We start from the raw sequence: 22348 nt of genomic DNA, 5'->3' as shown, positions 1-22348 counted from the left end.
CGGAAAAAGCGCCGAAAGGGAGGGAAAATGATGAAACGTTCTTTGGCGGGGGCCGCCTGCGGCCTGATGCTCGCCAGCGCGGGCTCACTTTTCGTCAGCGCGGCCTTGGCGCAGGAGAAGACCATCAAGGTCGGCGTGCTGACCGACATGTCCGGCCCCTATGGCGACGTCGGCGGAGCCGGCTCGACGGTCGCTGCGCAAATGGCGATCGAGGATTCCGGCATGCTCGCCAAGGGCTGGAAAATCGACCTCATCTCCGCCGACCATCAGAACAAGGCGGATGTCGGCTCGAATCTCGCCCGCGAATGGATCGACCAGGGCAAGGCCGACGTGTTCCTCGACCTCCTGACGTCCAGCGTCGCTCTCGCGGTCAACCAGATCGTCAAGGAAAAGAACAAGGTCGCGCTGATTTCGGGCGCCGCCAGCTCGGACCTGACCGGCAAGGCCTGCTCGCCCAATTCGATCCACTGGACCTATGACACCTTCTCGCAGGCCAACAGCACCGGAAAGGCCATCACCAAGGCCGGCGGCGACAGCTGGTTCTTCGTTACCGCCGATTACGCCTTCGGCAAGGCGCTTGAGCGCGACACCACCACCGTGGTCACCGCCAATGGCGGCAAGGTGATCGGCAATGCGATGGCGCCTCTCAACAACGCCGATTTTTCCTCGCAATTGCTGCAGGCGCAGTCCTCCAAGGCCAAGGTGGTCGGCCTCGCCAACGCCGGCGCCGACACCGCGAACTCCATCAAGCAGGCGGCGGAATTCGGCCTGACCCAGGGCGGACAAAAGCTCGCCGCGCTGCTGATGTTCATCACCGACGTCAATGCGCTCGGCCTGCCCGCCGCGCAGGGCCTGGAGTTCACCGAATCCTTCTATTGGGACCTGAACGACAAGACCCGCGACTTCGCCAACCGCTATTCCAAGCGCGTCAAGAACGGCGCGATGCCAACCATGGTCCAGGCCGGCGTCTATTCCTCCCTTATCCATTATCTGAAGGCCGTCGAGTCGCTCGGCCCGACGACCGACGGCGCGGCCATCGTCTCCACGATGAAAGCCATGCCCACCGACGACGAGGCCATGGGCGCGGGCTATATCCGCCAGGACGGCCGCAAGATCCACCCGGTCTATCTGCTCCAGGTCAAGAAGCCCTCGGAATCGAAATATCCGTGGGATTACGCCTCCGTCGTCGCGACGATCCCCGGCGAGGAAGCCTTCCGCCCGCTGGCGCAGAGCGAATGCCCGCTGGTGACCAAATGAGCGTCTCGGACGTTTTTTGCCGAGAAAAGGGGGAGCGCGAGTTCCCCCTGCGCCGCCGGAACGGGGGGGCCGCATGATCCCCCTGCTCGGCATCACGACCCAGGCCCTGTTCGCGCAATTGCTGGTCGGGCTCATCAACGGCGCCTTCTACGCCTTGCTGAGTCTCGGCCTCGCCGTGATCTTCGGCATGCTGAACATCGTCAATTTCGCCCATGGCGCGCTCTATATGATGGGCGCGTTCTTCGCGTGGTTCCTGTTGAACGCGCTCCACATCGGCTATTGGCCGGCACTCGTGCTGGCGCCGCTCGGCGTCGCCATTTTCGGCATGATCGTCGAGCGGACCATGCTGACCCGCCTGCAAGGGCTCGACCATATCTATGGCCTGCTGCTGACCTTCGGACTCGCCTTGATCATCCAGGGCCTGTTCCAAAACTATTTCGGCTCGTCCGGCCAACCCTATCCGGTCCCGGAACTGCTCAAGGGCGGCGCCAATCTCGGCTTCATGTATCTGCCCAATTATCGCGCCTGGACCATCGTTTTCTCGCTTGCTGTTTGCCTGCTGACCTGGTTCGCCATCGAAAAGACCCGTCTCGGCGCGGTGCTGCGCGCGGCGACGGAAAATCCGCAGCTCACGCGCGCCTTCGGCGTCAATGTCCCTCGCCTCATTACCCTCACCTATGGTTTCGGCGTGGGCCTCGCCGCGCTCGCGGGCGTGCTGGCGGCGCCGATCTATCAGGTGCGGCCGCTGATGGGCGCGGATCTCATCGTCGTCGTCTTCGCGGTGGTGGTGATCGGCGGCATGGGCTCGATCATGGGCTCCATCGTCACCGGCTTCGCGCTCGGCCTGATCGAGGGCCTGACCAAAGTCTTTTATCCCCAGGCGGCCAATACGGTCGTCTTCGTCGTCATGGCTTTGGTGCTGCTGGTCAAGCCGGCCGGCCTGTTCGGCAGGAAGGCGTGAGATGACCGATATCGCCCCCCACGCTCCGGCGCCGCCCGCCTCGGCCCCCGCCGCGAAGTCCTCCACCGAACTGCTCGCCATCGCGGGTCTCGCCCTGGTTCTCGCGGCGGCGCCGCTGGCGGCCTATCCCTTTTTCCTCGCCCAGGCGCTTTGCCTCGCCCTGTTCGCCTGCGCCTTCAATCTGCTGGTCGGCTATGGCGGCCTGCTCTCCTTCGGCCATGCGATGTTCTACGGCTCGGCCAGCTATCTCGCCGCCCATGCCGCCAAGGTCTGGGGCCTGCCGCCCGAAGCCGCCATCCTCGCCGGGACGCTGGGCGCCGGCCTGCTCGGCCTCGCCTCGGGCGCGCTGTCGATCCGCAGCCAGGGCATCTATTTCTCGATGATCACGCTGGCTCTGGCCCAGCTCGTCTATTTCATCGCCCTGCAATCGCCCTATACCCATGGCGAAGACGGCGTGCAGGCGGTGCCGCGCGGAAAATTGTTCGGGTTGATCGACCTCAGCAATGACGTCACGCTCTATTATGTCGTTCTGGCGATCTTCCTGTTCGGCCTGTTCTCGATCTACCGCATCGTCCATTCGCCCTTCGGCACGGTGCTCAAGGCCATCCGCGAGAATGAGACCCGTGCCATTTCGCTCGGTTATCGCGTGGACCAATACAAGCGCGCCGCCTTCGTGCTGTCCGCCACGCTGGCGGGGCTCGCAGGCGCGACCAAGGCCATTGTCGCACAAAGCGCAACCTTGACCGACGTGCACTGGACCACATCGGGAGAAGTCATCCTGATGACGCTGGTCGGTGGCATGGGAACGATGGTCGGGCCGGTCTTCGGCGCCTTCGTCATCCTCGCCATGCAGAATTACCTGTCCACCTTCGGCCAGTGGGTGATGGTGATTCAGGGAGCGATCTTCGTGGTCAGCGTGCTGAGCTTCCGCCGCGGCCTGATCGGCGAGATCGCGAACCGCTTCAAAATCTCGCTGTAAATCGGAGGGATTTGCCCTCGTCGCCGGCTATTCGCCGGCGGCGGCCTCTTCCCGCGCCGATTCCGACGCGGCGGCGGACGCGCGCTCACGCAGCGGTCCCGGATAGGCGGCGACGGCGCGCGCGATCAGCTTTCTCTCCTGCGTGTGGATGATCCACCACACAAAGACGACGCCCAGCACGGCGAGGCCGAGCATGATCTTGCCCAAGGGGCCCGCGACGCGCTCGAAGGCGTCGCCGAAGGCGAAGCCGCCGAGGCCGAAGATCGCCGCCCAGACGATGCCGCCGGTGGCGTTATAAAACAGGAACTGTCCCCAGCTGTAACGGTTCACCCCGGCCAGGAAAGCCGCGAAAATCCGCAGCAGCGCGATGAAGCGGCCAAAAAACACGATTTTCGCGCCATGATGCTCGAACAGATATTGCCCGAGCTTGATCCGGTCGTCGGTGAGCCCCAACCGGGCGCCATGGTTCAGCAACAGCGGCAGGCCGAAGCGCCGCCCCGCCCAGAAGCCGACATTGTCGCCGAGAATGGCGCCGAGCGCGGCGAAAAAGATGACCAGCTTGATGTCGATCAGGCCCGTCGCGCCGGCGAACATCGCGGCGAGGACCAGCGCCGTTTCGCCCGGCAGCGGAATGCCAGCGCTTTCAAGAGCGACGATGCAGAAGACCGCGAGATAGCCATGCTGTGCAATCAGGGGCTTTATCGTTTCGATGAACATTTCGGATTCCGTCGGCGCCGGGCTGTCGTTTCCGGCGTGGGCTGGCCGCGCCATGAGGTGGCGCTTGCGCCCAGGTTAAGACAATAGGGTTGAAATTCCCTTGGCGTAACTGCAACTTATGACGCGGTCTCGTGCCGCCCATCAAAGCCGATGGGTCCGGGCAGCGCGGCCTTCGCCAGTTCGATCATGCGCCGCTCGTTCTTTCGGTAATGGCGCCACGCGGCGAAAATCAGGCCAATCGCGAGAACGAGCCCCGCGATTCCGAATGGCCCCGCGATCTTGTGAAATTCCCCGCCGAGAAAATAGCCGCCAAGGCCGAAAATCGTCGCCCAGACGACGCCGCCGCAGGCGTTGTAGATGAAAAATCGCCACGGCGCCAGTTTATTGGCCCCGGCCAGCACGGCCGCGAAAGCGCGAAGCACGGCGACGAAGCGGCCGAAAAATACAATGGCGCCGCCATAACGCAGGAACAGATATTGCCCGAGCCTGAGCCGATCCTCGTCGAGGCCGATGCGCCCGCCGTGGCGGATCAGGATGTCGAGGCCGAAGCGCCGCCCGGCCCAGAAGCCGGCGTTGTCGCCGCAAATCGCTCCCGCCGCCGCGGCGGCGATGATGAGTCCGATCGAGCCTTGCTGCGTGCGGCCCGCGACAATGGCGGCGGTTACCAGAATGGTTTCGCCGGGCATGGGGATGCCCGCGCTTTCCATCGCCACGATAAAAAAAATGGCCCAGGGGCCATAATGAACCAGCAGGGAATGGAGATGTTCCAATCGGACCTCGCCCGGAAGGAAGCCTTATCCCCGGGAATGCTGGCGAGCGCAAGGCCCGGGACGGATCGGAGCGCCCTCACAGCGCTCCGATCCGGCTCAGCCGTAAACGCTCTTCAACTCGGGCTCCCGGCGCAGCAATGTGCGCGGTCCGGCCTCCCAGCGCAGGCGCCGCTGCTCCATGGCGCCGGCTTCCGCGCGCGCGATGTCACGCGTGGCGTCCCAGGCGTCTTCCAGCGCCGTCTCGACGACATGGCGCAAGCCGGTCAGGATCGGCATTTCGCTGCGGACCATCCCGGTTTCCAGCATCTTGCGCCGCAGGGGGCTGGCCTTGCGGTCATAATCGGCGGCCAGAAGCGCCACGAATGCGCCAGCCGGCACGCCCGCGTTTCGCGCCGCCGCCGCCACCCGCCGCTGAAGCTTGCCGCCGATGCAGGCGAGAGCCGCTGCGGCGACATGTTCATTGGCGCATGTTCGGAACAATTCGCTCGTTCGCATGAAGGTCTCCGATTTCCGGTGGGCGCCGCCACCTTGCTTATGCAAGTGCGACCGCGCGGCATTTCGGGGAAAACCGTTCCAAAAACTCAACGCCAGTGGGAACGCGGAGATAATACCAATGAAGGAGGACGGCGAACGAATCACAATGCCGTGAGAATCCCGAAATGGGGCGCGTTGAATTGACGCGGTTTAAGGATTCGTTAACGTTTTTGCGCGCCGGGACCATAGCCGGCGAAGCGCTCCACCAGCGACAGAACCTCCTCGTCCGGCAGGATGACCGGGCCGCCCGCGAGGCTGGCGAGAAAATGCAGCCGCGCCAGGGTTTCGAGTTCTCCGGCGAGCCAGAGCGCCCGCTTGAGGTCGGGCCCGACCGCGATCATGCCATGGCTGCCGAGCAGCACGCCCTGGCGCGGCCCGAGCCCGGCCACGGCCAGTTCGGACAGCTCCGGCGTGCCGAAGGGCGCGTAATCCGTGCATTCAATGCTGGCGCCGCCAAAGGCCGCGATCATGTAATGGCTCGCCGGGATCGGGCGGCGCAGCATGGCCATGACCGTGGCGTAGGGCGCATGGGCGTGCACCACGGCGGCGACATCCGGACGCGCGCGGAAAATATCGCGATGGAAACGCCATTCGCTGGAGGCCTTGAACCCGGTCTTCGCGTCGCGGACCGGAGCCTCGGCGGCGAGATCCATGGCGACGATCATGTCCGGCGTCAGCTCGTCGTAATCGACGCCGCTCGGCGTGATCAGCATGGCTTCGCCGAGACGCGCGGAAATATTGCCCGCCGCGCCCTGGTTGAAATCCTTGGCGTTCATCGCGCGACAGGCCGCCACGATCGCCTCGCGCGCCTTGCGCTCCGCCTTTTTCGAAACTGCTTGTTTCAACACTGCTTGTTTCGACTTGGCCATCACCAGCTTCCAATATTCGGCGCACTGGCCCAGGGCTCCCGCGCGGGCAGCGCCCCGCCCTTTTGCAGCAATTCGATGGAGATGCCGTCCGGCGAGCGGATGAAGGCCATGCGACCGTCGCGCGGCGGACGGTTGATGGTCACGCCGGCCTGGGAAAGCTTGTCGCAGAAGGCGTTGATGTCGTCGACCTCATAGGCGAGGTGGCCGAAATTGCGGCCGCCCGTATAGGTCTCCGGGTCCCAGTTATAGGTCAACTCCACCACGGGCGCGGCGCTCGCCGAGGCTTGCGCGGCGTCCCCCGGCGCGGCGAGGAAGATGAGCGTGAAGCGGCCCTTTTCATTCTCCATCCGGCGGGTTTCGACCATGCCAAGCTTGTTGACGAAAAAATCGAGCGCCGCGTCGAGATCGCCGACCCGGATCATCGTATGCAGGTAGCGCATCGCCGCCTCCTTCTGTTGCGCCGCCTTTATAACCGAATTCACGCGAATTCGAGCCCGATTTCAATGCGCCCGCGCCGCCGCCGCGGGCGCTGCGCGAGGCGTTTGGGGCTTTTCCGCCTTGCCCGGCCCCGCGCCGAAATGTTATTGCAGCCGCGCAAGGCAGGAGGACCGCCCTTGACCGACGCCGCCCTCAAGGAAAAAGTCGCCCTCAGCTCGATCATCGCCAGCTTTCTGCTCACGATCGGCAAGCTCGTGGCGGGCGTCGCGTCCGGATCGCTGGCGCTTCTGTCGGAAGGCGCCCATAACGCGCTCGACACCGGCGCCACCATCCTTACCTATTTCGCCGTGCGCGAGGCCAATAAGCCCGCCGACGACCGCCACCATTATGGCCACGGCAAGTTCGAATCGCTTTCGGCTCTGGCCGAAACAGGCCTGCTCGCCGGCCTCGCCTGCTATGTTCTCGTCGCCGCCATCCGGCGGCTATGGGAAGGCGCCGAGCCCATCGACGCGAGCTGGCCGGTCTTCGCCGTGCTCGGCGTCTCCATCGTGGTGGACCTCGCCCGCTGGCAGACCTTGCGCGCCGTGGCGAAAAAGACCGGCAGCCATGCGCTCGCCGCCGACGCCATGCATTTCGCCAGCGACCTCGTCGGCTCGGCGCTGGTTCTGATCGGACTTGCCGCCAGTTCATACGGATTCCACCAGGGCGACGCCTTAGCGGCTATCGGCGTCGCCTTGTTCATCGGCTACGCCGGCTATCATCTGGGCCGAGAAACCATCGAGACCCTGCTCGATACGGCGCCCGAGGGGCTGGCCGAGGATCTCCGGGCCGCCATCGGGCAGATTCCCGGCGTCGTTGAGGTCGAGGACGTGAAGCTGCGCGGCAATGGCCCGCATATTCTGGGCGAGGTCACCGTCGGCGTCTCGCGCACGCTGCCGGTGGAGCGCCTGATCCAGATCGAGCGCGCCGTGCAGGCGAAGATCGCGGAGATTTCGCCCGAGACCCAGGCCAGCATCATCACCTCGCCGCGCGCGCTCGACGAAGAGACCCTGACCGAGCGGATCATGCTGATCGCCGCGCGGCGCAAGCTTGCGGTGCATCACATCATCGTCCAGCGCCTTGACGGACGCGACTGCATTGCCTTCGATCTCGAGATCGACGGCGCCATGTCCCATGGCGCCGCCCATGAGATCGCCACGGCGCTGGAAGACGAAATTCGCGCGGAGGTCGGCGCCGGGATCGAAGTGGAAAGCCATATCGAGCCGTTGCAGGACCATGCGCTGACCGGACATGAAGCCGATCCCGACACGGTCGCCGCGATTGCGGGGTCCCTGCGCCAACTGGCGCGCGAGGGCGGCGTGCTCCATGGCGTGCATGACGTGCGCGTCCGCCGCACCGAGGACGGGCTGGTGGTCAATTTCCACGCCACCGTCGATCCGGCCCTGTCCGTGGCGGCGACCCACGACGCCGTCGACCGGCTGGAGCGCGCCATCCGCGAAGCCACGCCGGGCCTGCTGCGCGTCGTCGGCCACGCCGAGCCGCTCTGCTGCGCGGCCTAAATTTTGTCGATCGCAAAATCCGCGATCGACGGGCCCCTCGCATCTGCCAAAGGGCGTCTACAGACGCCCGTCGTTCGGAGGGCTGTTGGTCGCATTCGCTCCTGGCCAGCCTTCATTTATGGGGGCTGGCGTTCCTCTCTAGCGCAGCAGGGTCGCCTTCACCCACCAGTCGGGGTGGCCGCGCGAAATGGCCTTCGCCGCCGCGCCGGCCTGACGGCAGGACTCGAACAAGGCGAAACAGGTGGCGCCGGAGCCCGACATGCGGGCGAGCCGGCAGCCGCGCGCGCCGCTCAGCACCGCCAGCACATGGCCGACCACGGGCGCCAGCACGCAAGCCGCGTCCTCCATGTCGTTGCGGCCTTTTTTCAAGGCGCGCAGCAGGCTTTCGAAATCCATGCCCGAGGCGATCGCCGGATGCGGGCCATAGCCCAGGCTTTCGCCGGGCCTGAGGCCGAGCTTCTGGAACACCGCCCGCGTCTCGACCGGGACGCGCGGATTGATCAGCACCGCGAAAAGCGGCGGCAGCGCCATCGGCGGACCGAGCCTTTCCCCGGAGCCGCCCATCATCTTTGCGCGCGGATCAAGGCAAACCGGAATGTCCGCGCCGGTGAGGCGGGCGGCGGCATAGAGCGCCGGATCGTCGGCGGCGAGCCCATTGGCCCGGGCGAGCAGGCGCAAGGCGGCGGCCGCGTCAGAGGAGCCGCCGCCGATCCCCGCCGCAACCGGCAGGCGTTTCACGAGATGGAAGACGCCCGAGATCAGGCCCGGCTTTTCCGCCCGGAGCGCCCGCTCGACCCGCGCCACCAGATTATCGCCTCCGTCGCCCGCCTCGAAGGCGGTCGGGCCTTCCAGCGTCAGGTCGAAATATTCGGCGGGCGTGAAGCTGAGGTAATCGCCCGCTCCGGCGAAGGCGACCAGGCTTTGCAATTCGTGATAGCCGTCGGGGCGTCGCCCTTCGATATGCAGCGTGAGATTGATTTTCGCCGGGGCGCGGGACGCCAGCACGGCGGCGGTCGAGATTTTCGTTTCCGTCATAGAGCTTTCAGTTCCGGCGCCGGGGTGAATTCCGGATCGCCTTCGAGCATCTTGAACTTCCCCGCAACCCAATCGGCGCGGGCGGCCAGAATACGCTCCCGGTCGGAGGACACGAAATTCCACCACAGGAAGCGCGGGCCATCCATTGCGTCGCCGCCGAGCGCAGCGAATCGGCTCGGCTCGCTCGCGCGCACCGCCGCCCGCGCGCCGGGACGGATAACGACCAATTGATCGGCGGCGAAAGTCGCGCCGTCGATCTCGACCTGACCGGAAACGATGTAAAAGGCGCGTTCGTCATGGCCGCCGCAAAATTCGTAAACGGCGCCCTGGTCGAGCTGGATGTCCGCGAAAAAGCAGGTCGAGAAGGTTTTGACCGGCGCGCTATGGCCGTGCAGGGTGCCGATGGCGAGGCGCAGGCGCCAACCCTCGCCTCCAATCTCCGGCAAGGCATCGCGCTCGTGATGCTCGAAGCTCGGCTCGGTTTCCTCGAATTTCTTGGGCAAGCCGACCCAGAATTGCAGCCCGTCCATGCGCCCGCCCGAAGCGCGGAAATCCTGCGGCGAGCGTTCCGAATGGACGATGCCGCGCCCCGCGACCATGAGATTGACCGCGCCCGGGGAAATTTGCTGGGAGCTGCCGAGCGAATCGCGGTGGAACATTTCGCCATCGAGCAGATAGGTCAGTGTGGCGAGGCCGATATGGGGATGCGGGCGAACGTCAATGCCGGTTCCGGGCGCGAAATCCGCCGGCCCCATGCGGTCGAGGAAGACGAAGGGGCCGACCATGCGCCGTTTCGCCGAAGGCAAAACGCGGCGCACGCCGAAGCCGCCGAGGTCCTTCGCCACCGGAACGACGATGGTTTCGACCGAAGCCGACGCAAGCTCGGACATGATTTCACTCCACGTCGAGGGGGGCTACGCTCTTGGCGGCGCCGTCCGCCCCCTGCACGATTTTCTCGATACGCGCCTCGGCGCTTTTCAGCAGCGCGTCGCAATGTTTCTTGAGGATTTCGCCGCGCTCATAAAGCGCGATGGACTTGTCGAGATCGACATTGCCCTTTTCGAGCGCGCCGACGATTTCCTCCAGCTCGCGCATGGCGGCTTCGAAACTCAAACTGGCGACTGTTTCGGGCTGGCTCAATATCGTCTTCCGTCCTGTTCGCTGCGCTCCAATATGGACCGCGCGGCCGCGCTCGACAAGTTCAGCCCCTTATGCCCACCCTAAGACCCGGGGCGGGACGCTCCTGCAGCACGTCGCGGCGGAAGCGGAACAAAGCCGCCGGACGCCCCCCTGTGGCGCGCGACATTTCGCCGGTCGGCTCGACCACGGCGGAGGCCTCGACGAGGCGCCGGAAATTCTGCTTGTGCAGATGACGCCCGGAAATGGCCTCGACCGTGGTCTGCAAAGCCGTGAGCGTGAAGTTTTCCGGCATCAGCTCGAAGATCACGGGGCGATATTTCATCTTGGCGCGCAGCCGGCCCATGGCGGTGGCCAGAATCCGGCGATGATCGGCCTGCATGGATTCGCCCAGCGGCGGACGCTCCTTGAAACCCGGCGCCGGCTCGCGGCCGTCGCGCACGCTCTCTTCGACCAGACCGGCCTCATAGAGCAGTTCATAACGGTCGAGGACGTTCTCCTCGTCAAATCGGTCGCCGTCCTCGCCAAACAGCAGGCGCACGCGCTCGATGCGCGAAAGGCCGCGCCGATGGGTCGAATCGCCGCCGCGCGCGATAAAGGCGCGCAGCCCCGGCATGATGGCGGCGTCGATCAGCGGGGGCCGGCCCTGGCGCCAGTCCTCCCAGGGGAAGAATCGGTACCATTCGCGAAAGCCCGCATCTGGCGCCGTGGCGATGTCCTCGCCGCTGATGCGGGTGAGCGCCAGATAGCCGATCGAAACCACATGGGGGTCGCGGCTGTCGGCGCGGCTGTGGCGGCCGCGGTCGCCGAAAGTGTAGAGCTGCTCGACATAGCCGACCGGCACGCCGGTCTGTTCGGCAACCCAGGCGCGCAGGCCCATCTCGAAGGTGCGGTGATTGACCGGATCGAACGGACCGGACGGCAGCGCCGCCACGCCCGCGCCAATATCCGCGCGCCGCGATGCAAGATCCTCGCGCCGCGCGCCGCGCGCCACCAGAATCAAGGGCGCATCGCCGCGCACGGCGACGATGGCCGCCGTGAGGCCGATCTCCACCGGGACGGATGGATGGGGGACCCCGCTCATGCCAGATCCATGCAGAAGATTTCGCCCTCGAAACATTCAGCGCCGCGCCCGATCGATTCGCCGGCGGCGATCATCCTTCCTTCGCGCGACAGCAGCGAGTCGGCAAGTGCGATCAGATGCCTATTCGGCGTGGCCGAGGGCGACAAGCGGCGCAGGTCCCGGGCGATTTCGCCTTCTGGCCTCGGCGTCAGCGCGCAGGCGGCGATGAAAGCCGCCGCCGGCGAGCGGCTGACCCCGGCATAGCAATGAATGACGAGCGGGGCCGTGCGATCCCAGTCCCGCAGAAAAGCCAGCAAGGCCTCGACATGATCCGCGCCCGCCAGCACATGGCCGTCGCAGGGCGCGACAATGTCGGACAGGCCGAGCACGAGATGGCGCTGCGGGGCGATGCGCGAGGGGCGCGGCGGCGACGCAGGCGGGCTGAGCAGGGAAATCAGGCTTTCCGCGCCGCTTTGCTCGACAACCTGTTCGACCTTGCCGAGCGGACAGACATAGAGCCGGCCCATCATGGCCCCCTGTCGAAGGCTTTGAACCGATCAAGGAACAGCGCCTGCGCCTGCTCCGAAGACATCGGCGCCAGCAGGCTTTCGAGCGGCTCCGGCGCGACGTCCGGCGCGCCGAACAGGGTTTTCGCCTCGTCGGCCTCGAAGCCGGCGTAGCGCGTGGCCTCGAAAAAGGCCGAGATGCGGTCCGCCTTCTTGGTCAGGCGTTCGAGCGCCGCTGGCGGATCCGGGTTGAGCGAGAACCTCTGCAGAATCGCCTGCGCCAACCGCGCCTCGAACTCGCGATAGACGCTGCCGAGCGCCGCCTTAAAGGGCGAAATCATGTCGCCGATGACATATTCCGGGGCGTCATGCAGCAGGGCGTAAAGTTTTCCGCGCGGAGAAAGGGCGGGGTCAAGCAGCGCGCAGATATCCGCCACCAGAACAGAATGCTGCGCCACCGAGAAAATGACGCCGCCCTGGGTCTGGCCGTTCCAGCGCGCGACGCGGGCGAGGCCGTGGGCGATGTCCTCGATCTCGACGTCCAGCGGCGAAGGATTGAGAATGTCGAGACGCCGGCCCGACAGCATGCGCTGCCAGGCGCGCGGCGCAGCGCTCGTTTTCATAGCCTTGGCCTTCATGCCGACCCCGATTTTGTGTAGGCCAGCTGGCAGGCCTGATGGCAATGGCAATCGACCAGATGGTCATTGACCATGCCGACCGCCTGCATGAAGGCGTAAGCGATAGTGGGACCGCAGAATTTGAAGCCGCGCCGCTTCAACTCGCGCGAGAGCTTTTCCGATGCCGGCGTGAGGGCGGGAACGTCGTCAAGGGCGCGGAACGTATTCACGATGGGCCGCCCATCGACGAAATCCCAAATAAAATTGGAGAAGCCCTGCCCGGCCTCGATTTCGAGATAGAGCCTCGCGGAGGCGACGGTTCCGGCGATCTTGGCGCGATTGCGGACGATGCCCGCGTCCTGCATCAGGCTTTCCAGCTTGGCGGGCTGATAGGCCGCGATCTTTTCGGGATCGAAGCCGTCGAAGGCGCGGCGGAAATTCTCGCGCTTGCGCAGGATGGAGATCCAGGACAGCCCGGCCTGGAAACCATCGAGAATGAGCTTCTCAAACAGCGCGCGGGAGTCGAATTCGGGCACGCCCCATTCGTCGTCGTGATAGGCGACATAGGCGGCGTCCTGCCCCGGCCAGGGGCAGCGCATTTTTCCGTCGAGATGGGCGATGGCGATTCGTCTGGGAGCGTCCGTCATCTGGAAAGTTTTAGCCGCTTGGCGGCTTTTCGCCAAGGACGGGGCCTCGCCGCCCCTTGTTATATGCGTTTATTCATATATATGTTTTGAACAGATAAAGGGAGCGCCCGATGATTCTCGACTGGCCCGAAACCACCCAAAAGCTTTCCGCACAGTTGCGCGACCTGCGCGCGGGCGCAGGCGCCGCCGAAGTGATGAAGACATTTTCGGCCATGGCGCAGACCGCGACCAAAGCCGGCGCTCTCGACGCCAAGACCAAGGAGCTGATCGCCCTGGCGATCGGCGTGGCCACCCGCTGCGACGATTGCATCGCCTTCCACGCCAAGGCCGCCGCAAAACTCGGCGCGACGCGCGAAGAGGTCATGGAGACTCTCGGCATGGCGATCTATATGGGCGCCGGGCCTTCGGTCATGTACGCCAGCCACGCCGTCCAGGCCTTTTCGCAATTCGCCGTCGAGACAGCCGAGGCCTGAAATCAGGCCAGCCGCAGCCGGGTTTCGCCGCTGACCAAAGCCTGGCCCGCCTGCGCCGCCTCTTCGGCGCGGTCGATCCGCAGCAAGGCGAGGCCCTGCGCGCCGGCGCTCGACCCCATGGTTCCGACCCTGATCTCGCCCGCCATGACGATGGCGCCGGGCGGCGGCGCAGCGCCTTCCAACAGCACTTTCAGCACGCGATTGCGGGTCGTGCCGCGATAATGCATGCGCGCCACCACTTCCTGGCCGACGAAACAGCCTTTTTTGAAATCGACGCCATTGAGTTGGTCCATGTCGGCTTCATGCGGAAACGCGTCGCCATAGGCGAAATCGACCCCGCCCTCGGGCACGCCCAGCGCGATGCGATGGGCGGCGTAATCGGCCAGGCCGAAATCGCCGCCGAAGGTCAGCATTTGCGCGGCGACTTTGCCCGCGGGGACGATCAGGCGCGTGCCCATTTCCGCATGGCGCGAATCGCGCGCGCCCTCGCCCGGAGCGCCGTCATAGAGCGCGATGACAGAGAGATTTTCACTCTCGTCCGAGATCTCGACCTTCGCCCGCAGCCTGTACATAGTCAGGCGCTTGACCAGATCCGGGATTTTCTCGCGATTGACGTCGAGCAAGATGGCGTCGGGAGTCGCGCTCATCAGGAAATCGAACAGGATCTTGCCCTGCGGCGACAGCAGCGCCGCCCAGCGCGCCTCGTCCTCCCCAAGCGTCACGGCGTTGCCGGTGACAAGACCCTGAAGGAAACTGCGCGCCTCCGGGCCGCCGACCCGCACCACGCCACGATCCGTCAAAAGAGCCGCTTTCATCGTCTTCCCCACCTTATTTCCGTTGCCGGTGATCGCGACGCGTCGCAATCACCGGATCCCTCACATCAGTTCGGCGTCGCATTCGCTCCTGACTGATCCCCATTCTGCAAGAGCCGACGTCCGTGCACAAAGGCAAGCGCCAGTGGGTCGCCCTGTCCAAACGCAATTGTCCGATATAATGTCGGCCTCGCTCCAAACCAACGCGTCCATGCAAGCTTTGGTCCGCGCTCGAACAAAATATCCGGAGGCCCCATGCCGCAAGAAACCTATGATGTGATCCTGCGCGGCGGCGTGCTGGTCAATCAGGACGGAGTCGCGCCGCGCGACGTCGGAATTATTGGCGAGACCATCGCCGCCATCGGCGACCTGTCGCAGGCAAGCGCTGGTCAGGTCATTGACTGCGCCGGGCTACACATCCTGCCGGGCGTGATCGACAGCCAGGTCCATTTCCGCGAGCCCGGCCCAACCCACAAGGAAGACCTCGAAACCGGGTCGCGGGCCGCCGTGCTTGGCGGCGTCACCGCCGTTTTCGAAATGCCCAACACCAATCCGCTGACCACGACGCCCGAGGCCCTGGCGGAAAAGGTTTCCCGCGCGACATCGCGGATGCACTGCGATTTCGCCTTTTACGTCGGCGGCACGCATGAAAACGCCAGACATGTCGCGGAACTGGAGCGCCTGCCAGGCGCGGCGGGCATAAAAGTCTTCATGGGCTCGTCGACCGGTTCGCTGCTGGTGGAGGACGACGCGGGCGTCAAGGAGATCCTGCGCCATGCGCGCCGGCGCGCCGCGTTCCACAGCGAGGACGAATATCGCCTCAACGAGCGCATGAACGAGCGCATCCCCGGCGACCCGGCCTCGCATCCGGTCTGGCGCGACGCCGAGACCGCCCTGGCCTGCACCAGGCGCCTGATCGCCATCGCGCGCGAGCAGCGCGCGCGCATCCATGTGCTGCATGTCTCTACGGCTGAGGAAATCACCTTTCTGGCGGCGCACAAGGATGTCGCCAGCGTCGAGGTCACGCCGCATCATCTGACCCTGTCAGCAGACGAATACGCCACGCTCGGCACGAAAATCCAGATGAACCCTCCGGTGCGCGACAAGAGCCATCGCGAAAAGATCTGGCGCGGGCTCGATCAGGGCGTGGTCGACGTGCTCGGCTCCGATCACGCCCCGCACACGCTGGAGGAAAAGGCCAAAGCCTATCCAGACAGCCCGTCCGGCATGACCGGCGTGCAGACCCTCGTGCCGATCATGCTCGACCATGTCGCGGCGGGCCGCCTGAGCCTGCAGCGTTTTGTCGACCTCACCAGCGCCGGGCCGGCGCGGCTGTTCCAGATCGCGCGCAAGGGCCGTGTCGCCGTGGGCTATGACGCTGACCTGACCATCGTCGATCTCAAGCGGCGGGAAACCATCCGCGACGAATGGATCGCCTCGCGCTGCGGCTGGACGCCTTATCACGGCAAGGAGGTCACGGGCTGGCCCGTCGGCACATTCGTGCGCGGCGCCCGCGTAATGTGGGAAGGCGAGGTTCTGGCGCCCTCGACCGGGAAGGCGATCCGCTTTCTGGAAGCGTTGTGACGACCGGATCACCGACGCTGGACCGGCTGGAAATCGTGGATATGGCGGATTTCGACGTCGCCTTCATCCCGGTGGAGGTTGAGGCCGCGCGCATTCGCGACATCATGGGGCCAACTCTGGCCGAGCTTCGCGTCGCCGTCGCCGCGCAGGGCCTTGCAGCGGACGGCCCCTGGCTCACGCATCATTGGCGGTGGCCGGACGAAAAATTCCTTTTCGACCTTTGTCTGCCGACGCAGCGCCCCATCGCCGCGGCGGGCCGCGTTCGCCCCGGCGTCATATCGGCGGCGAGGATCGCGCGCGGCCAATATGTCGGCGATTATTCCGGCCTGCCGGGCGCATGGACCGCGTTTTCAAACTGGGTCGCGGCGCAGGGCGTGAAAACCCGCGCCGATTTCTGGGAAACCTATCTCTGCGGCCCGGATTCCGGCCTGCCGCCGCAGGACTGGCGGACCGAGCTGGCGCAGCCGCTGGACTGATCCGTAAAACGCCGGCTTCAATCCTTCGGCGGCGTACGGCACACGCGCAGGATGGGATGGTTGAAATCCCAATCCGAAACCTGGACGCGTTTGCGGAAGACGCAATTGGCCTTGCCGGCATGATCGGCAAGCACCGTCATGACGTGGAGCTCCGGATCGCGCCAATTGCGCTCCATATAGCCGTTCGGATCATATTTGTACTGGCCCGAGACCCAGTAGGAATCATAGACCGGCCCCGGATCCTCATCCCAATAGGCCTGCCCCTGGACGATCTTCATTTTCTGCGCCTGCGCCGGGGCCGCCTGTCCGCACAGGACAAGGCCCGCACCCAATATCACTTTGGCGATCAAAAGCCGGGTAAACATGTTCGAGACCTTTCCGCGCCTGCTTTCTAATTGGAGACGCGAAGGAAAAACTCAACCGCCGAAAAGTTTTTCCAGGATATTGCGGTTGTCAGGGACTGGCGGCAGGCGGTCGCCCGTCGGCGCGCCGGGAATGTCCTCGGGCGGAATCGGCGCATCGTCGCCGCGCGGCGCGGCGGAGGGCGGCGCGGCTGGCCGGCCGGCGCCGGTCATGACGGTCGGCGCGGAGGGATTGCTGGTGTCCATATGCGGCGTCTGCTGTGGCGGCGGGTTTTGCGCCGGTTGCGGGAAGGGCCAGAGCGAATTTGCCGGGCCGGCGAGGCTTTCGCTGCGCCAGCCGCCGCTCGGCAGGCCCGCGACCGCCATGCCGCGCAGGGCCTCGCGCATGTAGCGCGACCAGATTTCCACCGGCAGGTTGGCGCCCGACGCTTTCCTGGTCGGCGAATTGTCGTCATTGCCGAGCCAGACGCCAGTCACGAGCTGGCTGGTGTAGCCGACGAACCAGGCGTCGCGGTAATCCTGGCTGGTGCCGGTCTTGCCCGCCGCCTGCCAGCCGGGCAGGTCCGCCTTCTTGCCTGTGCCGATGATGAGCGTCTGCTCCAGCATGGCGTTCATCATCGCCACATAGGTCGGGTCGATCACCCTTCCATTGCTCGACCCCTTGCGGGCGTAAAGCAGCTTGCCGTCCGCCGTGCGGACCTTGGTGATGATATGCGCCTGCACGCCGATGCCGCCATTGGCGAAGGGCACATAGGCCGTCGTCAGTTCGAGCGGCGTGACCTCGGACGTGCCCAGCGCGATCGAGGCGTTGGGCTGAAGCTCGGAGGCGATTCCGAGCCGATGCGCGGTCTGGATCACGGCGCGCGGGCCGACTTCGAGGCCCAGCCGCACCGCGACCGTATTGAGCGACAGCGCCAGCGCCGTCGTGAGATTGACCTGGCCCATGAATTTATGGGTCGAATTTTCCGGCTGCCAGCCGCGCACATTGATCGGGCCGTCCTCGCGCACGCTATCCGGCGTCAGGCCATGCTCCAGCGCCGTCAGATAGACGAAGGGCTTGAAGGAAGAGCCCGGCTGGCGATGCGCCAGCACGGCGCGGTCGAACTGGCTGTCCTCGTAATCGCGTCCGCCGATCAGGGCGCGAATCGCGCCGGTTCCGTCAAGCGAGACCAGCGCCCCTTGCGAGACGCCGAACTTCCCGCCCTGTTTGTTGAGAACGTCGGTCAGGGCGCGCTCCGCCGAAGCCTGCATGGCGGGCGCGATGGTCGAGGTGACGACAATGTCCTCGTCGATGGCGCCGATGGTGTCGTCGAGCACGTCCATTACATAATCGGCGGCGTAATTGAGCGAGCCGCCGTCGCGTCCGCGCACGGCGTGGGCCGGGTGAGCCAGCGCCGCCTTGGCCTCGGCCTCGGTGATGAAGCCCTCGCGCGCCATGGCGGTAACGACCTGATTTGCGCGCTCGATCGCGGCCGATTCATTGTGATTCGGCGCGAGCTTGGTCGGCGCCTTCATGAGGCCGGCGAGCATGGCCGCCTCCGGCAAAGTCGCCGCCCTGGCCGAATGGCCGAAATATTTCTGCGACGCAGCGTCCACGCCATAAGCGCCGGAGCCGAAATAGACCCGGTTCAGGTAAAGTTCGAGAATCTGGTCCTTGGAATATTTATGCTCCAGCCAGAGCGCGAGGATCGCCTCCTGGATCTTGCGGGAAAAAGTGCGCTCCTGCGTCAGGAAGAGGTTTTTCGCCAATTGCTGGGTCAGCGTCGAGCCGCCCTGCATCGATCCATGGCCAATGATGTTCTTGCTGAGCGCGCGCACGATTCCGAGCGGATCGACGCCCCAATGGCTGTAGAAGCGCCGGTCCTCGATCGCGATGAAGGCTTTCGGCAGGTAAGGCGGCAGGTCCTGCACGGGGATCGCCGCGCCGCCGGTGTCGCCGCGATTGGCGAGCAGCGAGCCGTCCACGGCCAGCACGGCGATATTGGGCGGGCGCTTGGGCACCGCGAGCTGGTCGATATGAGGCAGTTGCGAGCCATAGAACACGAACAGCCCGCCGGCGCCGATCACGCCCCAGATCGCCAGCACGAAGCCCCAGTAGAACAGGCCGCCGAGCAGGGAGCGCCGCGCTTTTTTCTTCGTCTTGCCGCGCGCGGGCTTTTCGCCGCCGACGCCGCGATCACCGCGCGAGGCGCGCTTTTCCGCGACGACGCGCGGCGCAGCTTCGTCGTCTCCGGCGGAAAATCTGGGCTCGATGCGCTCTTTCAGCGCCTTTTTGCGCGCCATGTCTCGCGGTCCGACTTCCCAATGGGCCGCCTTGCCGGGCGGCTTCGCCAGCGAAGAATCAGCGCGCGCGACGGGCGCCGAAGGGAATCGGCGGCCGCGACCCTTCGCTTCCGGCGAAAGACAGAATAAATCCGGCGGTTTAAGGGCCAGTTAACCGTTAGGGCCACAGGACGATTGGCTTATCCCCCGCCACCGAACCGCCAATTGGCGCGCGGCGCTTGCTTTGCCAGACGAGCCGCTGCAAAGTTGCGCCCCCGCAAGGCAAGTTTTGAAATCTGGAACGCCGCCCCATGAAAGTCACGCTTGAGAGAACGGCTCTCCTGAAGTCGCTCGGTCATGTCCATCGCGTCGTCGAGCGGCGGACGACCATTCCGATTCTCTCCAATGTCCTGCTCAGCGCGAGCGGCGGCGGTTTGCAGCTGAAGGCGACCGATCTCGATCTCGAGGTCACCGAGACCACGCCAGCCGATGTCGGCCAGCCCGGCGCCACCACCTTGCCCGCCCATACGCTCTATGAAATCGTCCGCAAGCTGCCGGACGGCGCGCAGGTGTCGCTGGAAAGCGGACAAGAAATTGGGCATGACAGCGGACAGCTGCAACTGCGCTCGGGCCGGTCGCGCTTCAGCCTTCAATCCCTGCCCGAAAGCGATTTCCCCGATCTCGCCGCCGGCGAGCTGAGCCACAGCTTCAAGCTCGGCGCCGGCGAGCTCAAACGCCTGCTCGACAAGACGCAATTCGCCATTTCCAACGAGGAGACGCGCTATTACCTCAATGGCGTGTTCCTGCATGTGACGGAAGTGGACGGCAAGTCCCTACTGCGCGCGGTGGCCACCGACGGCCACCGGCTGGCGCGGCTCGAAACCGCCGCCCCCGCAGGCGCCGTCGGCATGCCGGGCGTGATCGTGCCGCGCAAGGCGGTCGCCGAAGTGCAAAAGCTGATCGAAGACCCCGAAGCCGAGATCTCGATCGAGCTGTCCTCGGCCAAGATCCGCTTCACGCTGGGTTCGGTGGTGCTGACCTCCAAGCTGATCGACGGCTCCTTCCCCGATTACGCCCGCGTCATTCCGCCCAATAACGACAAGTTCCTCACCGTCGAGCGCAAGGACTTCTCCGAAGCCGTGGATCGCGTCTCGACCATTTCCTCGGAGCGCGGCCGCGCCGTGAAGCTCGCCGTCGCCGACGGCAAGCTGGTGCTCTCGGTCACCAATCCCGATTCGGGTTCCGCCGTGGAAGAACTGGAGGTCGATTATGACGCGCCGCCGCTCGAAATCGGCTTCAACGCCCGTTATCTGATCGACATCGCCAACCAGCTCGACAGCGACACGGCTTTGTTCAAGATGAATGATTCCGGCTCGCCGACCATCATCCAGGACCGCGACGGCGCCAGCGCGCTCTATGTGCTCATGCCCATGCGCGTGTAGACGGGCGCCAAGGCGCGTTCCTACACGAATAAGAAGTCTTCGCCATTATTGGCGACGAGCTGGGCCTTCGTCACATTGGCCAGCGTGATCGTATTATTTGCGTCAAGCGTGATCACCGCGCCCTGAACGCTGTCGGTAATCGCCGCGCGCAAAGCGTTCCAGTCGGCGAAGACAGCGGTTGAGAACTCGATGACGTCATGGCCGAACCCCTCGACGACAAAGTCGGCGATGGTGTCCCGGCCGAAGCCCGGCTTGAACACAAAGGTGTCCGCGCCCTGGCCGCCGATGAGCATGTCGTCGCCGCCCTTGCCTTCAAGACGATCGGCGCCCGAAAGTCCATTCATGTAGTCGGAGCCCGAGCTGCCGTTCATTATGTCGTCGCCGTCGGCCAGAAGCGGATCCGCGCCCTGGCGATCGATCGTGTAGCTGTCAATGAGCGTGCCGCCATTGGCGACCGACCAGAACTCGAATGTAATCGTCGCATCGCTGGCCTGGATCAGCATCGCTCCGTAATCGGCATTGTAACGAATCTGACTTCCATCGACAGGGGTGGAGAAATCATACCTGCCGAAGCCTCCGAGCCCCGCGACGAAATAGGGCATTGTCTGGCCGTCGCCATTGTCGTCGCGCAGAATGCGTTCGTAGTCGTGATCGTGCCCGCTGATAACGGCCGTGGCGCCCCAAGCCTCGAAAGGCCACTGTGCGGATGGTTGCGATCCATGGATCGAGCCCGAAGAATATGCCGGATAGTGCGAGAGCACTATATTGAACGCCGAATCCGACGCCGCGAGGCCCGCTTGCAGCCAACTGGCCTGCGTCGATGGATATTTGTAACCGTCCGGCTCGTATTGCGTGTTATTTATCGAGAAGAAGTGAACGGAGCCCATCTGGTAGTCGTAATAATGCTCGTTATCCGGTAGGGTGAAATAATTGTAATAATTGCTTGCATTGACGCCGCCGGCGGCCTCCTCGTACTCGTGGTTGCCAACTGTCGGGAAAAAGCGATTTATTGCGCTCCCCGTTCCATATGCGCCAATATAATTCTGTATATAGCTGGAGTAATATAGCCCGATCTGCTGGTCTATGGGAACGCCGCTGAACTGTACGTTGTCGCCCGCCGTGACAATAAAGTCGACGTTCATGCTCGCTATGAGAGCGGCGACAGCCGCCTCGCCTGCGCCGCCGCCGTAATCGCTGGTTTCGGCGAACCGAACCTCCGCCACGTCGCCGACGGAAACGGTCACCCCCTTGGTGACGCTCAGTCCGCCCTGGTCGGTGGCTGTGATATTGAGACCGATCGTCGGCGCGCGCTCAAAATCAAGGCGTTGGCCAGCCTTCAGTTTGAGCTGGTTGCCCACGACTTCGAACCTGGAGTCGTTCACTGTGTAGGCGTGTGTATCGCCAAGGTCATCGGTCGTCGACAGAGTTCCGACGACAGCCCCCGCAACATTCTCCTTGACCGGTTGCGGTGCGTCCAGCGCGATCGCGGTTGGCGCGTGATTGACGCCGGCTCCGTCGTCATTCGTGATCGTCCCAAGCCCCTGCCCGTCGAAGATGACGCCGCCATTGGTGGCGTTGGCGAGATTGACGAAGAAGGTCTCGTTGGGCTCGATAGTCGCGTCGCCATTGATCGTGACCGAGATGGTCTGGGTCGTCTGGCCTTGCGCGAAGTTCAGCGTTCCCGAAGCTGCGACATAGTCGCTGCCGGCGGAGGCTGTTCCGTCCGCCGTGGCGTAGCCGACGCTGAACGCCGCCGTTCCCGTGCGGCTCACCGTGAAGGTCAGCGTCTTCGTGCCGGAATCGCCCTCGGCGATGGACACGTCTCCAATCGAGATGTCGCCGACCACG

General features: G+C 64.8%; 24 protein-coding genes. 8 read left to right on the top strand and 16 right to left on the bottom strand.

Features of this window, described 5'->3' with window-relative positions; translation table 11 throughout:
• Nucleotides 1-30: 30 nt before the first annotated feature.
• From QM467_RS10215 to QM467_RS10205, 3 genes are all read left to right on the top strand, one after another.
• Nucleotides 31-1257 carry an ABC transporter substrate-binding protein gene (locus QM467_RS10215; protein ID WP_283366215.1) on the top strand — a complete coding sequence of 409 codons (1227 nt, stop codon included), beginning with the start codon at nucleotides 31-33 and terminating at the stop codon, nucleotides 1255-1257.
• A gap of 73 nt (nucleotides 1258-1330) precedes the next feature.
• Entirely contained in the window at nucleotides 1331-2218 is an 888-nt protein-coding gene (locus QM467_RS10210) for a branched-chain amino acid ABC transporter permease (protein WP_283366214.1), read from the top strand.
• Between the two features lies 1 nt (nucleotide 2219).
• Nucleotides 2220-3197, top strand: a complete 978-nt coding sequence (locus tag QM467_RS10205) for a branched-chain amino acid ABC transporter permease (RefSeq protein ID WP_283366213.1) — start codon at nucleotides 2220-2222, stop codon at nucleotides 3195-3197.
• Between the two features lie 27 nt (nucleotides 3198-3224).
• On the opposite strand, the gene QM467_RS10200 is transcribed toward QM467_RS10205, so the two are convergent.
• The 5 genes from QM467_RS10200 to QM467_RS10180 all read right to left on the bottom strand — a co-directional run bounded on the left by QM467_RS10200 (nucleotide 3225) and on the right by QM467_RS10180 (nucleotide 6527).
• The gene (locus QM467_RS10200) at nucleotides 3225-3914 is read right to left on the bottom strand and encodes a DedA family protein (RefSeq protein WP_283366212.1); all 690 of its coding nucleotides are present in this window, start codon (nucleotides 3912-3914) and stop codon (nucleotides 3225-3227) included.
• 116 nt (nucleotides 3915-4030) lie between these two features.
• Nucleotides 4031-4621 (bottom strand): DedA family protein, encoded by a 591-nt coding sequence (locus QM467_RS10195; protein ID WP_283366334.1) that lies wholly within the window; start codon nucleotides 4619-4621, stop codon nucleotides 4031-4033.
• A gap of 159 nt (nucleotides 4622-4780) precedes the next feature.
• Nucleotides 4781-5179, bottom strand: a complete 399-nt coding sequence (locus QM467_RS10190) for a hypothetical protein (RefSeq protein ID WP_283366211.1) — start codon at nucleotides 5177-5179, stop codon at nucleotides 4781-4783.
• Nucleotides 5180-5379: 200 nt separating this feature from the next.
• A complete protein-coding gene (locus QM467_RS10185; RefSeq protein ID WP_283366210.1) occupies nucleotides 5380-6087 on the bottom strand; it encodes a class II aldolase/adducin family protein in 708 nt (235 codons plus the stop codon).
• Nucleotides 6087-6527 (bottom strand): VOC family protein, encoded by a 441-nt coding sequence (locus QM467_RS10180; protein WP_283366209.1) that lies wholly within the window; start codon nucleotides 6525-6527, stop codon nucleotides 6087-6089. The genes QM467_RS10185 and QM467_RS10180 overlap by 1 nt, the downstream gene beginning before the upstream one ends.
• Nucleotides 6528-6701: 174 nt before the next feature.
• On the opposite strand from QM467_RS10180, the gene QM467_RS10175 reads away from it, so the two are divergent.
• Nucleotides 6702-8084: a cation diffusion facilitator family transporter gene (locus QM467_RS10175; RefSeq protein ID WP_283366208.1), complete on the top strand. Its 1383-nt coding sequence runs from the start codon at nucleotides 6702-6704 to the stop codon at nucleotides 8082-8084.
• 138 nt (nucleotides 8085-8222) lie between these two features.
• Here QM467_RS10175 and QM467_RS10170 read toward each other — a convergent pair whose 3' ends face one another.
• The 7 genes from QM467_RS10170 to QM467_RS10140 form a co-directional block, all read right to left on the bottom strand.
• A complete protein-coding gene (locus QM467_RS10170; protein WP_283366207.1) occupies nucleotides 8223-9119 on the bottom strand; it encodes a 4-(cytidine 5'-diphospho)-2-C-methyl-D-erythritol kinase in 897 nt (298 codons plus the stop codon).
• The gene (locus QM467_RS10165; protein ID WP_283366206.1) at nucleotides 9116-10009 is read right to left on the bottom strand and encodes a pirin family protein; all 894 of its coding nucleotides are present in this window, start codon (nucleotides 10007-10009) and stop codon (nucleotides 9116-9118) included. Before QM467_RS10165 ends, QM467_RS10170 begins: the two co-directional genes overlap by 4 nt.
• A 4-nt stretch (nucleotides 10010-10013) precedes the next feature.
• The gene (locus tag QM467_RS10160; RefSeq protein ID WP_283366205.1) at nucleotides 10014-10259 is read right to left on the bottom strand and encodes an exodeoxyribonuclease VII small subunit; all 246 of its coding nucleotides are present in this window, start codon (nucleotides 10257-10259) and stop codon (nucleotides 10014-10016) included.
• A gap of 61 nt (nucleotides 10260-10320) precedes the next feature.
• A complete protein-coding gene (locus tag QM467_RS10155; protein WP_283366204.1) occupies nucleotides 10321-11340 on the bottom strand; it encodes an NUDIX hydrolase in 1020 nt (339 codons plus the stop codon).
• The gene (locus QM467_RS10150; protein WP_283366203.1) at nucleotides 11337-11846 is read right to left on the bottom strand and encodes a tyrosine phosphatase family protein; all 510 of its coding nucleotides are present in this window, start codon (nucleotides 11844-11846) and stop codon (nucleotides 11337-11339) included. The genes QM467_RS10155 and QM467_RS10150 overlap by 4 nt, the downstream gene beginning before the upstream one ends.
• Nucleotides 11846-12448, bottom strand: a complete 603-nt coding sequence (locus QM467_RS10145) for an HD domain-containing protein (protein ID WP_283366202.1) — start codon at nucleotides 12446-12448, stop codon at nucleotides 11846-11848. The genes QM467_RS10150 and QM467_RS10145 overlap by 1 nt, the downstream gene beginning before the upstream one ends.
• 11 nt (nucleotides 12449-12459) lie before the next feature.
• On the bottom strand, nucleotides 12460-13089 hold the full coding sequence (locus tag QM467_RS10140; RefSeq protein WP_283366201.1) for a DNA-3-methyladenine glycosylase I: 630 nt from the start codon (nucleotides 13087-13089) through the stop codon (nucleotides 12460-12462).
• A gap of 110 nt (nucleotides 13090-13199) precedes the next feature.
• Between QM467_RS10140 and QM467_RS10135 the strand changes: the two genes are divergently transcribed.
• Entirely contained in the window at nucleotides 13200-13562 is a 363-nt protein-coding gene (locus QM467_RS10135; RefSeq protein ID WP_283366200.1) for a carboxymuconolactone decarboxylase family protein, read from the top strand.
• A 2-nt stretch (nucleotides 13563-13564) separates the two neighbouring features.
• On the opposite strand, the gene ygfZ is transcribed toward QM467_RS10135, so the two are convergent.
• Entirely contained in the window at nucleotides 13565-14377 is an 813-nt protein-coding gene (gene ygfZ / locus QM467_RS10130) for a CAF17-like 4Fe-4S cluster assembly/insertion protein YgfZ (RefSeq protein ID WP_283366199.1), read from the bottom strand.
• 252 nt (nucleotides 14378-14629) lie between these two features.
• Here ygfZ and QM467_RS10125 point away from each other — a divergent pair, with 252 nt between their 5' ends.
• Nucleotides 14630-15958, top strand: a complete 1329-nt coding sequence (locus tag QM467_RS10125) for a dihydroorotase (protein WP_283366198.1) — start codon at nucleotides 14630-14632, stop codon at nucleotides 15956-15958.
• Nucleotides 15955-16434: a GyrI-like domain-containing protein gene (locus QM467_RS10120; RefSeq protein ID WP_283366197.1), complete on the top strand. Its 480-nt coding sequence runs from the start codon at nucleotides 15955-15957 to the stop codon at nucleotides 16432-16434. The genes QM467_RS10125 and QM467_RS10120 overlap by 4 nt, the downstream gene beginning before the upstream one ends.
• 17 nt (nucleotides 16435-16451) lie before the next feature.
• Here QM467_RS10120 and QM467_RS10115 read toward each other — a convergent pair whose 3' ends face one another.
• Nucleotides 16452-16799, bottom strand: coding sequence for a hypothetical protein (locus QM467_RS10115; RefSeq protein WP_283366196.1), 348 nt, complete (start codon nucleotides 16797-16799; stop codon nucleotides 16452-16454).
• Nucleotides 16800-16850: 51 nt separating this feature from the next.
• On the bottom strand, nucleotides 16851-19079 hold the full coding sequence (locus tag QM467_RS10110; protein ID WP_283366195.1) for a transglycosylase domain-containing protein: 2229 nt from the start codon (nucleotides 19077-19079) through the stop codon (nucleotides 16851-16853).
• A gap of 290 nt (nucleotides 19080-19369) precedes the next feature.
• On the opposite strand from QM467_RS10110, the gene dnaN reads away from it, so the two are divergent.
• Entirely contained in the window at nucleotides 19370-20500 is a 1131-nt protein-coding gene (dnaN, locus tag QM467_RS10105) for a DNA polymerase III subunit beta (RefSeq protein WP_283366194.1), read from the top strand.
• A gap of 20 nt (nucleotides 20501-20520) precedes the next feature.
• Here dnaN and QM467_RS10100 read toward each other — a convergent pair.
• Nucleotides 20521-22348 (bottom strand): Calx-beta domain-containing protein (locus tag QM467_RS10100; RefSeq protein ID WP_283366193.1); only part of this gene is annotated, 1828 nt, incomplete at its 5' end.

Source organism: Rhodoblastus sp. 17X3, assembly GCF_030056575.1.
In the GTDB taxonomy this organism is placed as follows: Bacteria; Pseudomonadota; Alphaproteobacteria; order Rhizobiales; family Beijerinckiaceae; genus Rhodoblastus.
The sequence above is the reverse complement of the archived record's forward strand: the minus strand, read 5'-3'. Positions and strand labels throughout refer to the sequence as shown.

Coding starts and splice junctions, on each gene's coding strand:
- QM467_RS10195 (WP_283366334.1), bottom strand. CDS start 4,621: ATGGAAAGCGCGGGCATCCCCATGCCCGGCGAAACCATTCTGGTAACC.
- QM467_RS10135 (WP_283366200.1), top strand. CDS start 13,200: ATGATTCTCGACTGGCCCGAAACCACCCAAAAGCTTTCCGCACAGTTG.
- QM467_RS10125 (WP_283366198.1), top strand. CDS start 14,630: ATGCCGCAAGAAACCTATGATGTGATCCTGCGCGGCGGCGTGCTGGTC.
- QM467_RS10170 (WP_283366207.1), bottom strand. CDS start 9,119: ATGACGGAAACGAAAATCTCGACCGCCGCCGTGCTGGCGTCCCGCGCC.
- QM467_RS10190 (WP_283366211.1), bottom strand. CDS start 5,179: ATGCGAACGAGCGAATTGTTCCGAACATGCGCCAATGAACATGTCGCC.
- QM467_RS10180 (WP_283366209.1), bottom strand. CDS start 6,527: ATGCGCTACCTGCATACGATGATCCGGGTCGGCGATCTCGACGCGGCG.
- QM467_RS10215 (WP_283366215.1), top strand. CDS start 31: ATGAAACGTTCTTTGGCGGGGGCCGCCTGCGGCCTGATGCTCGCCAGC.
- QM467_RS10185 (WP_283366210.1), bottom strand. CDS start 6,087: ATGGCCAAGTCGAAACAAGCAGTGTTGAAACAAGCAGTTTCGAAAAAG.
- ygfZ (WP_283366199.1), bottom strand. CDS start 14,377: ATGAAAGCGGCTCTTTTGACGGATCGTGGCGTGGTGCGGGTCGGCGGC.
- dnaN (WP_283366194.1), top strand. CDS start 19,370: ATGAAAGTCACGCTTGAGAGAACGGCTCTCCTGAAGTCGCTCGGTCAT.
- QM467_RS10200 (WP_283366212.1), bottom strand. CDS start 3,914: ATGTTCATCGAAACGATAAAGCCCCTGATTGCACAGCATGGCTATCTC.
- QM467_RS10155 (WP_283366204.1), bottom strand. CDS start 11,340: ATGAGCGGGGTCCCCCATCCATCCGTCCCGGTGGAGATCGGCCTCACG.
- QM467_RS10110 (WP_283366195.1), bottom strand. CDS start 19,079: ATGGCGCGCAAAAAGGCGCTGAAAGAGCGCATCGAGCCCAGATTTTCC.
- QM467_RS10115 (WP_283366196.1), bottom strand. CDS start 16,799: ATGTTTACCCGGCTTTTGATCGCCAAAGTGATATTGGGTGCGGGCCTT.
- QM467_RS10210 (WP_283366214.1), top strand. CDS start 1,331: ATGATCCCCCTGCTCGGCATCACGACCCAGGCCCTGTTCGCGCAATTG.
- QM467_RS10150 (WP_283366203.1), bottom strand. CDS start 11,846: ATGGGCCGGCTCTATGTCTGTCCGCTCGGCAAGGTCGAACAGGTTGTC.
- QM467_RS10145 (WP_283366202.1), bottom strand. CDS start 12,448: ATGAAAACGAGCGCTGCGCCGCGCGCCTGGCAGCGCATGCTGTCGGGC.
- QM467_RS10140 (WP_283366201.1), bottom strand. CDS start 13,089: ATGACGGACGCTCCCAGACGAATCGCCATCGCCCATCTCGACGGAAAA.
- QM467_RS10205 (WP_283366213.1), top strand. CDS start 2,220: ATGACCGATATCGCCCCCCACGCTCCGGCGCCGCCCGCCTCGGCCCCC.
- QM467_RS10165 (WP_283366206.1), bottom strand. CDS start 10,009: ATGTCCGAGCTTGCGTCGGCTTCGGTCGAAACCATCGTCGTTCCGGTG.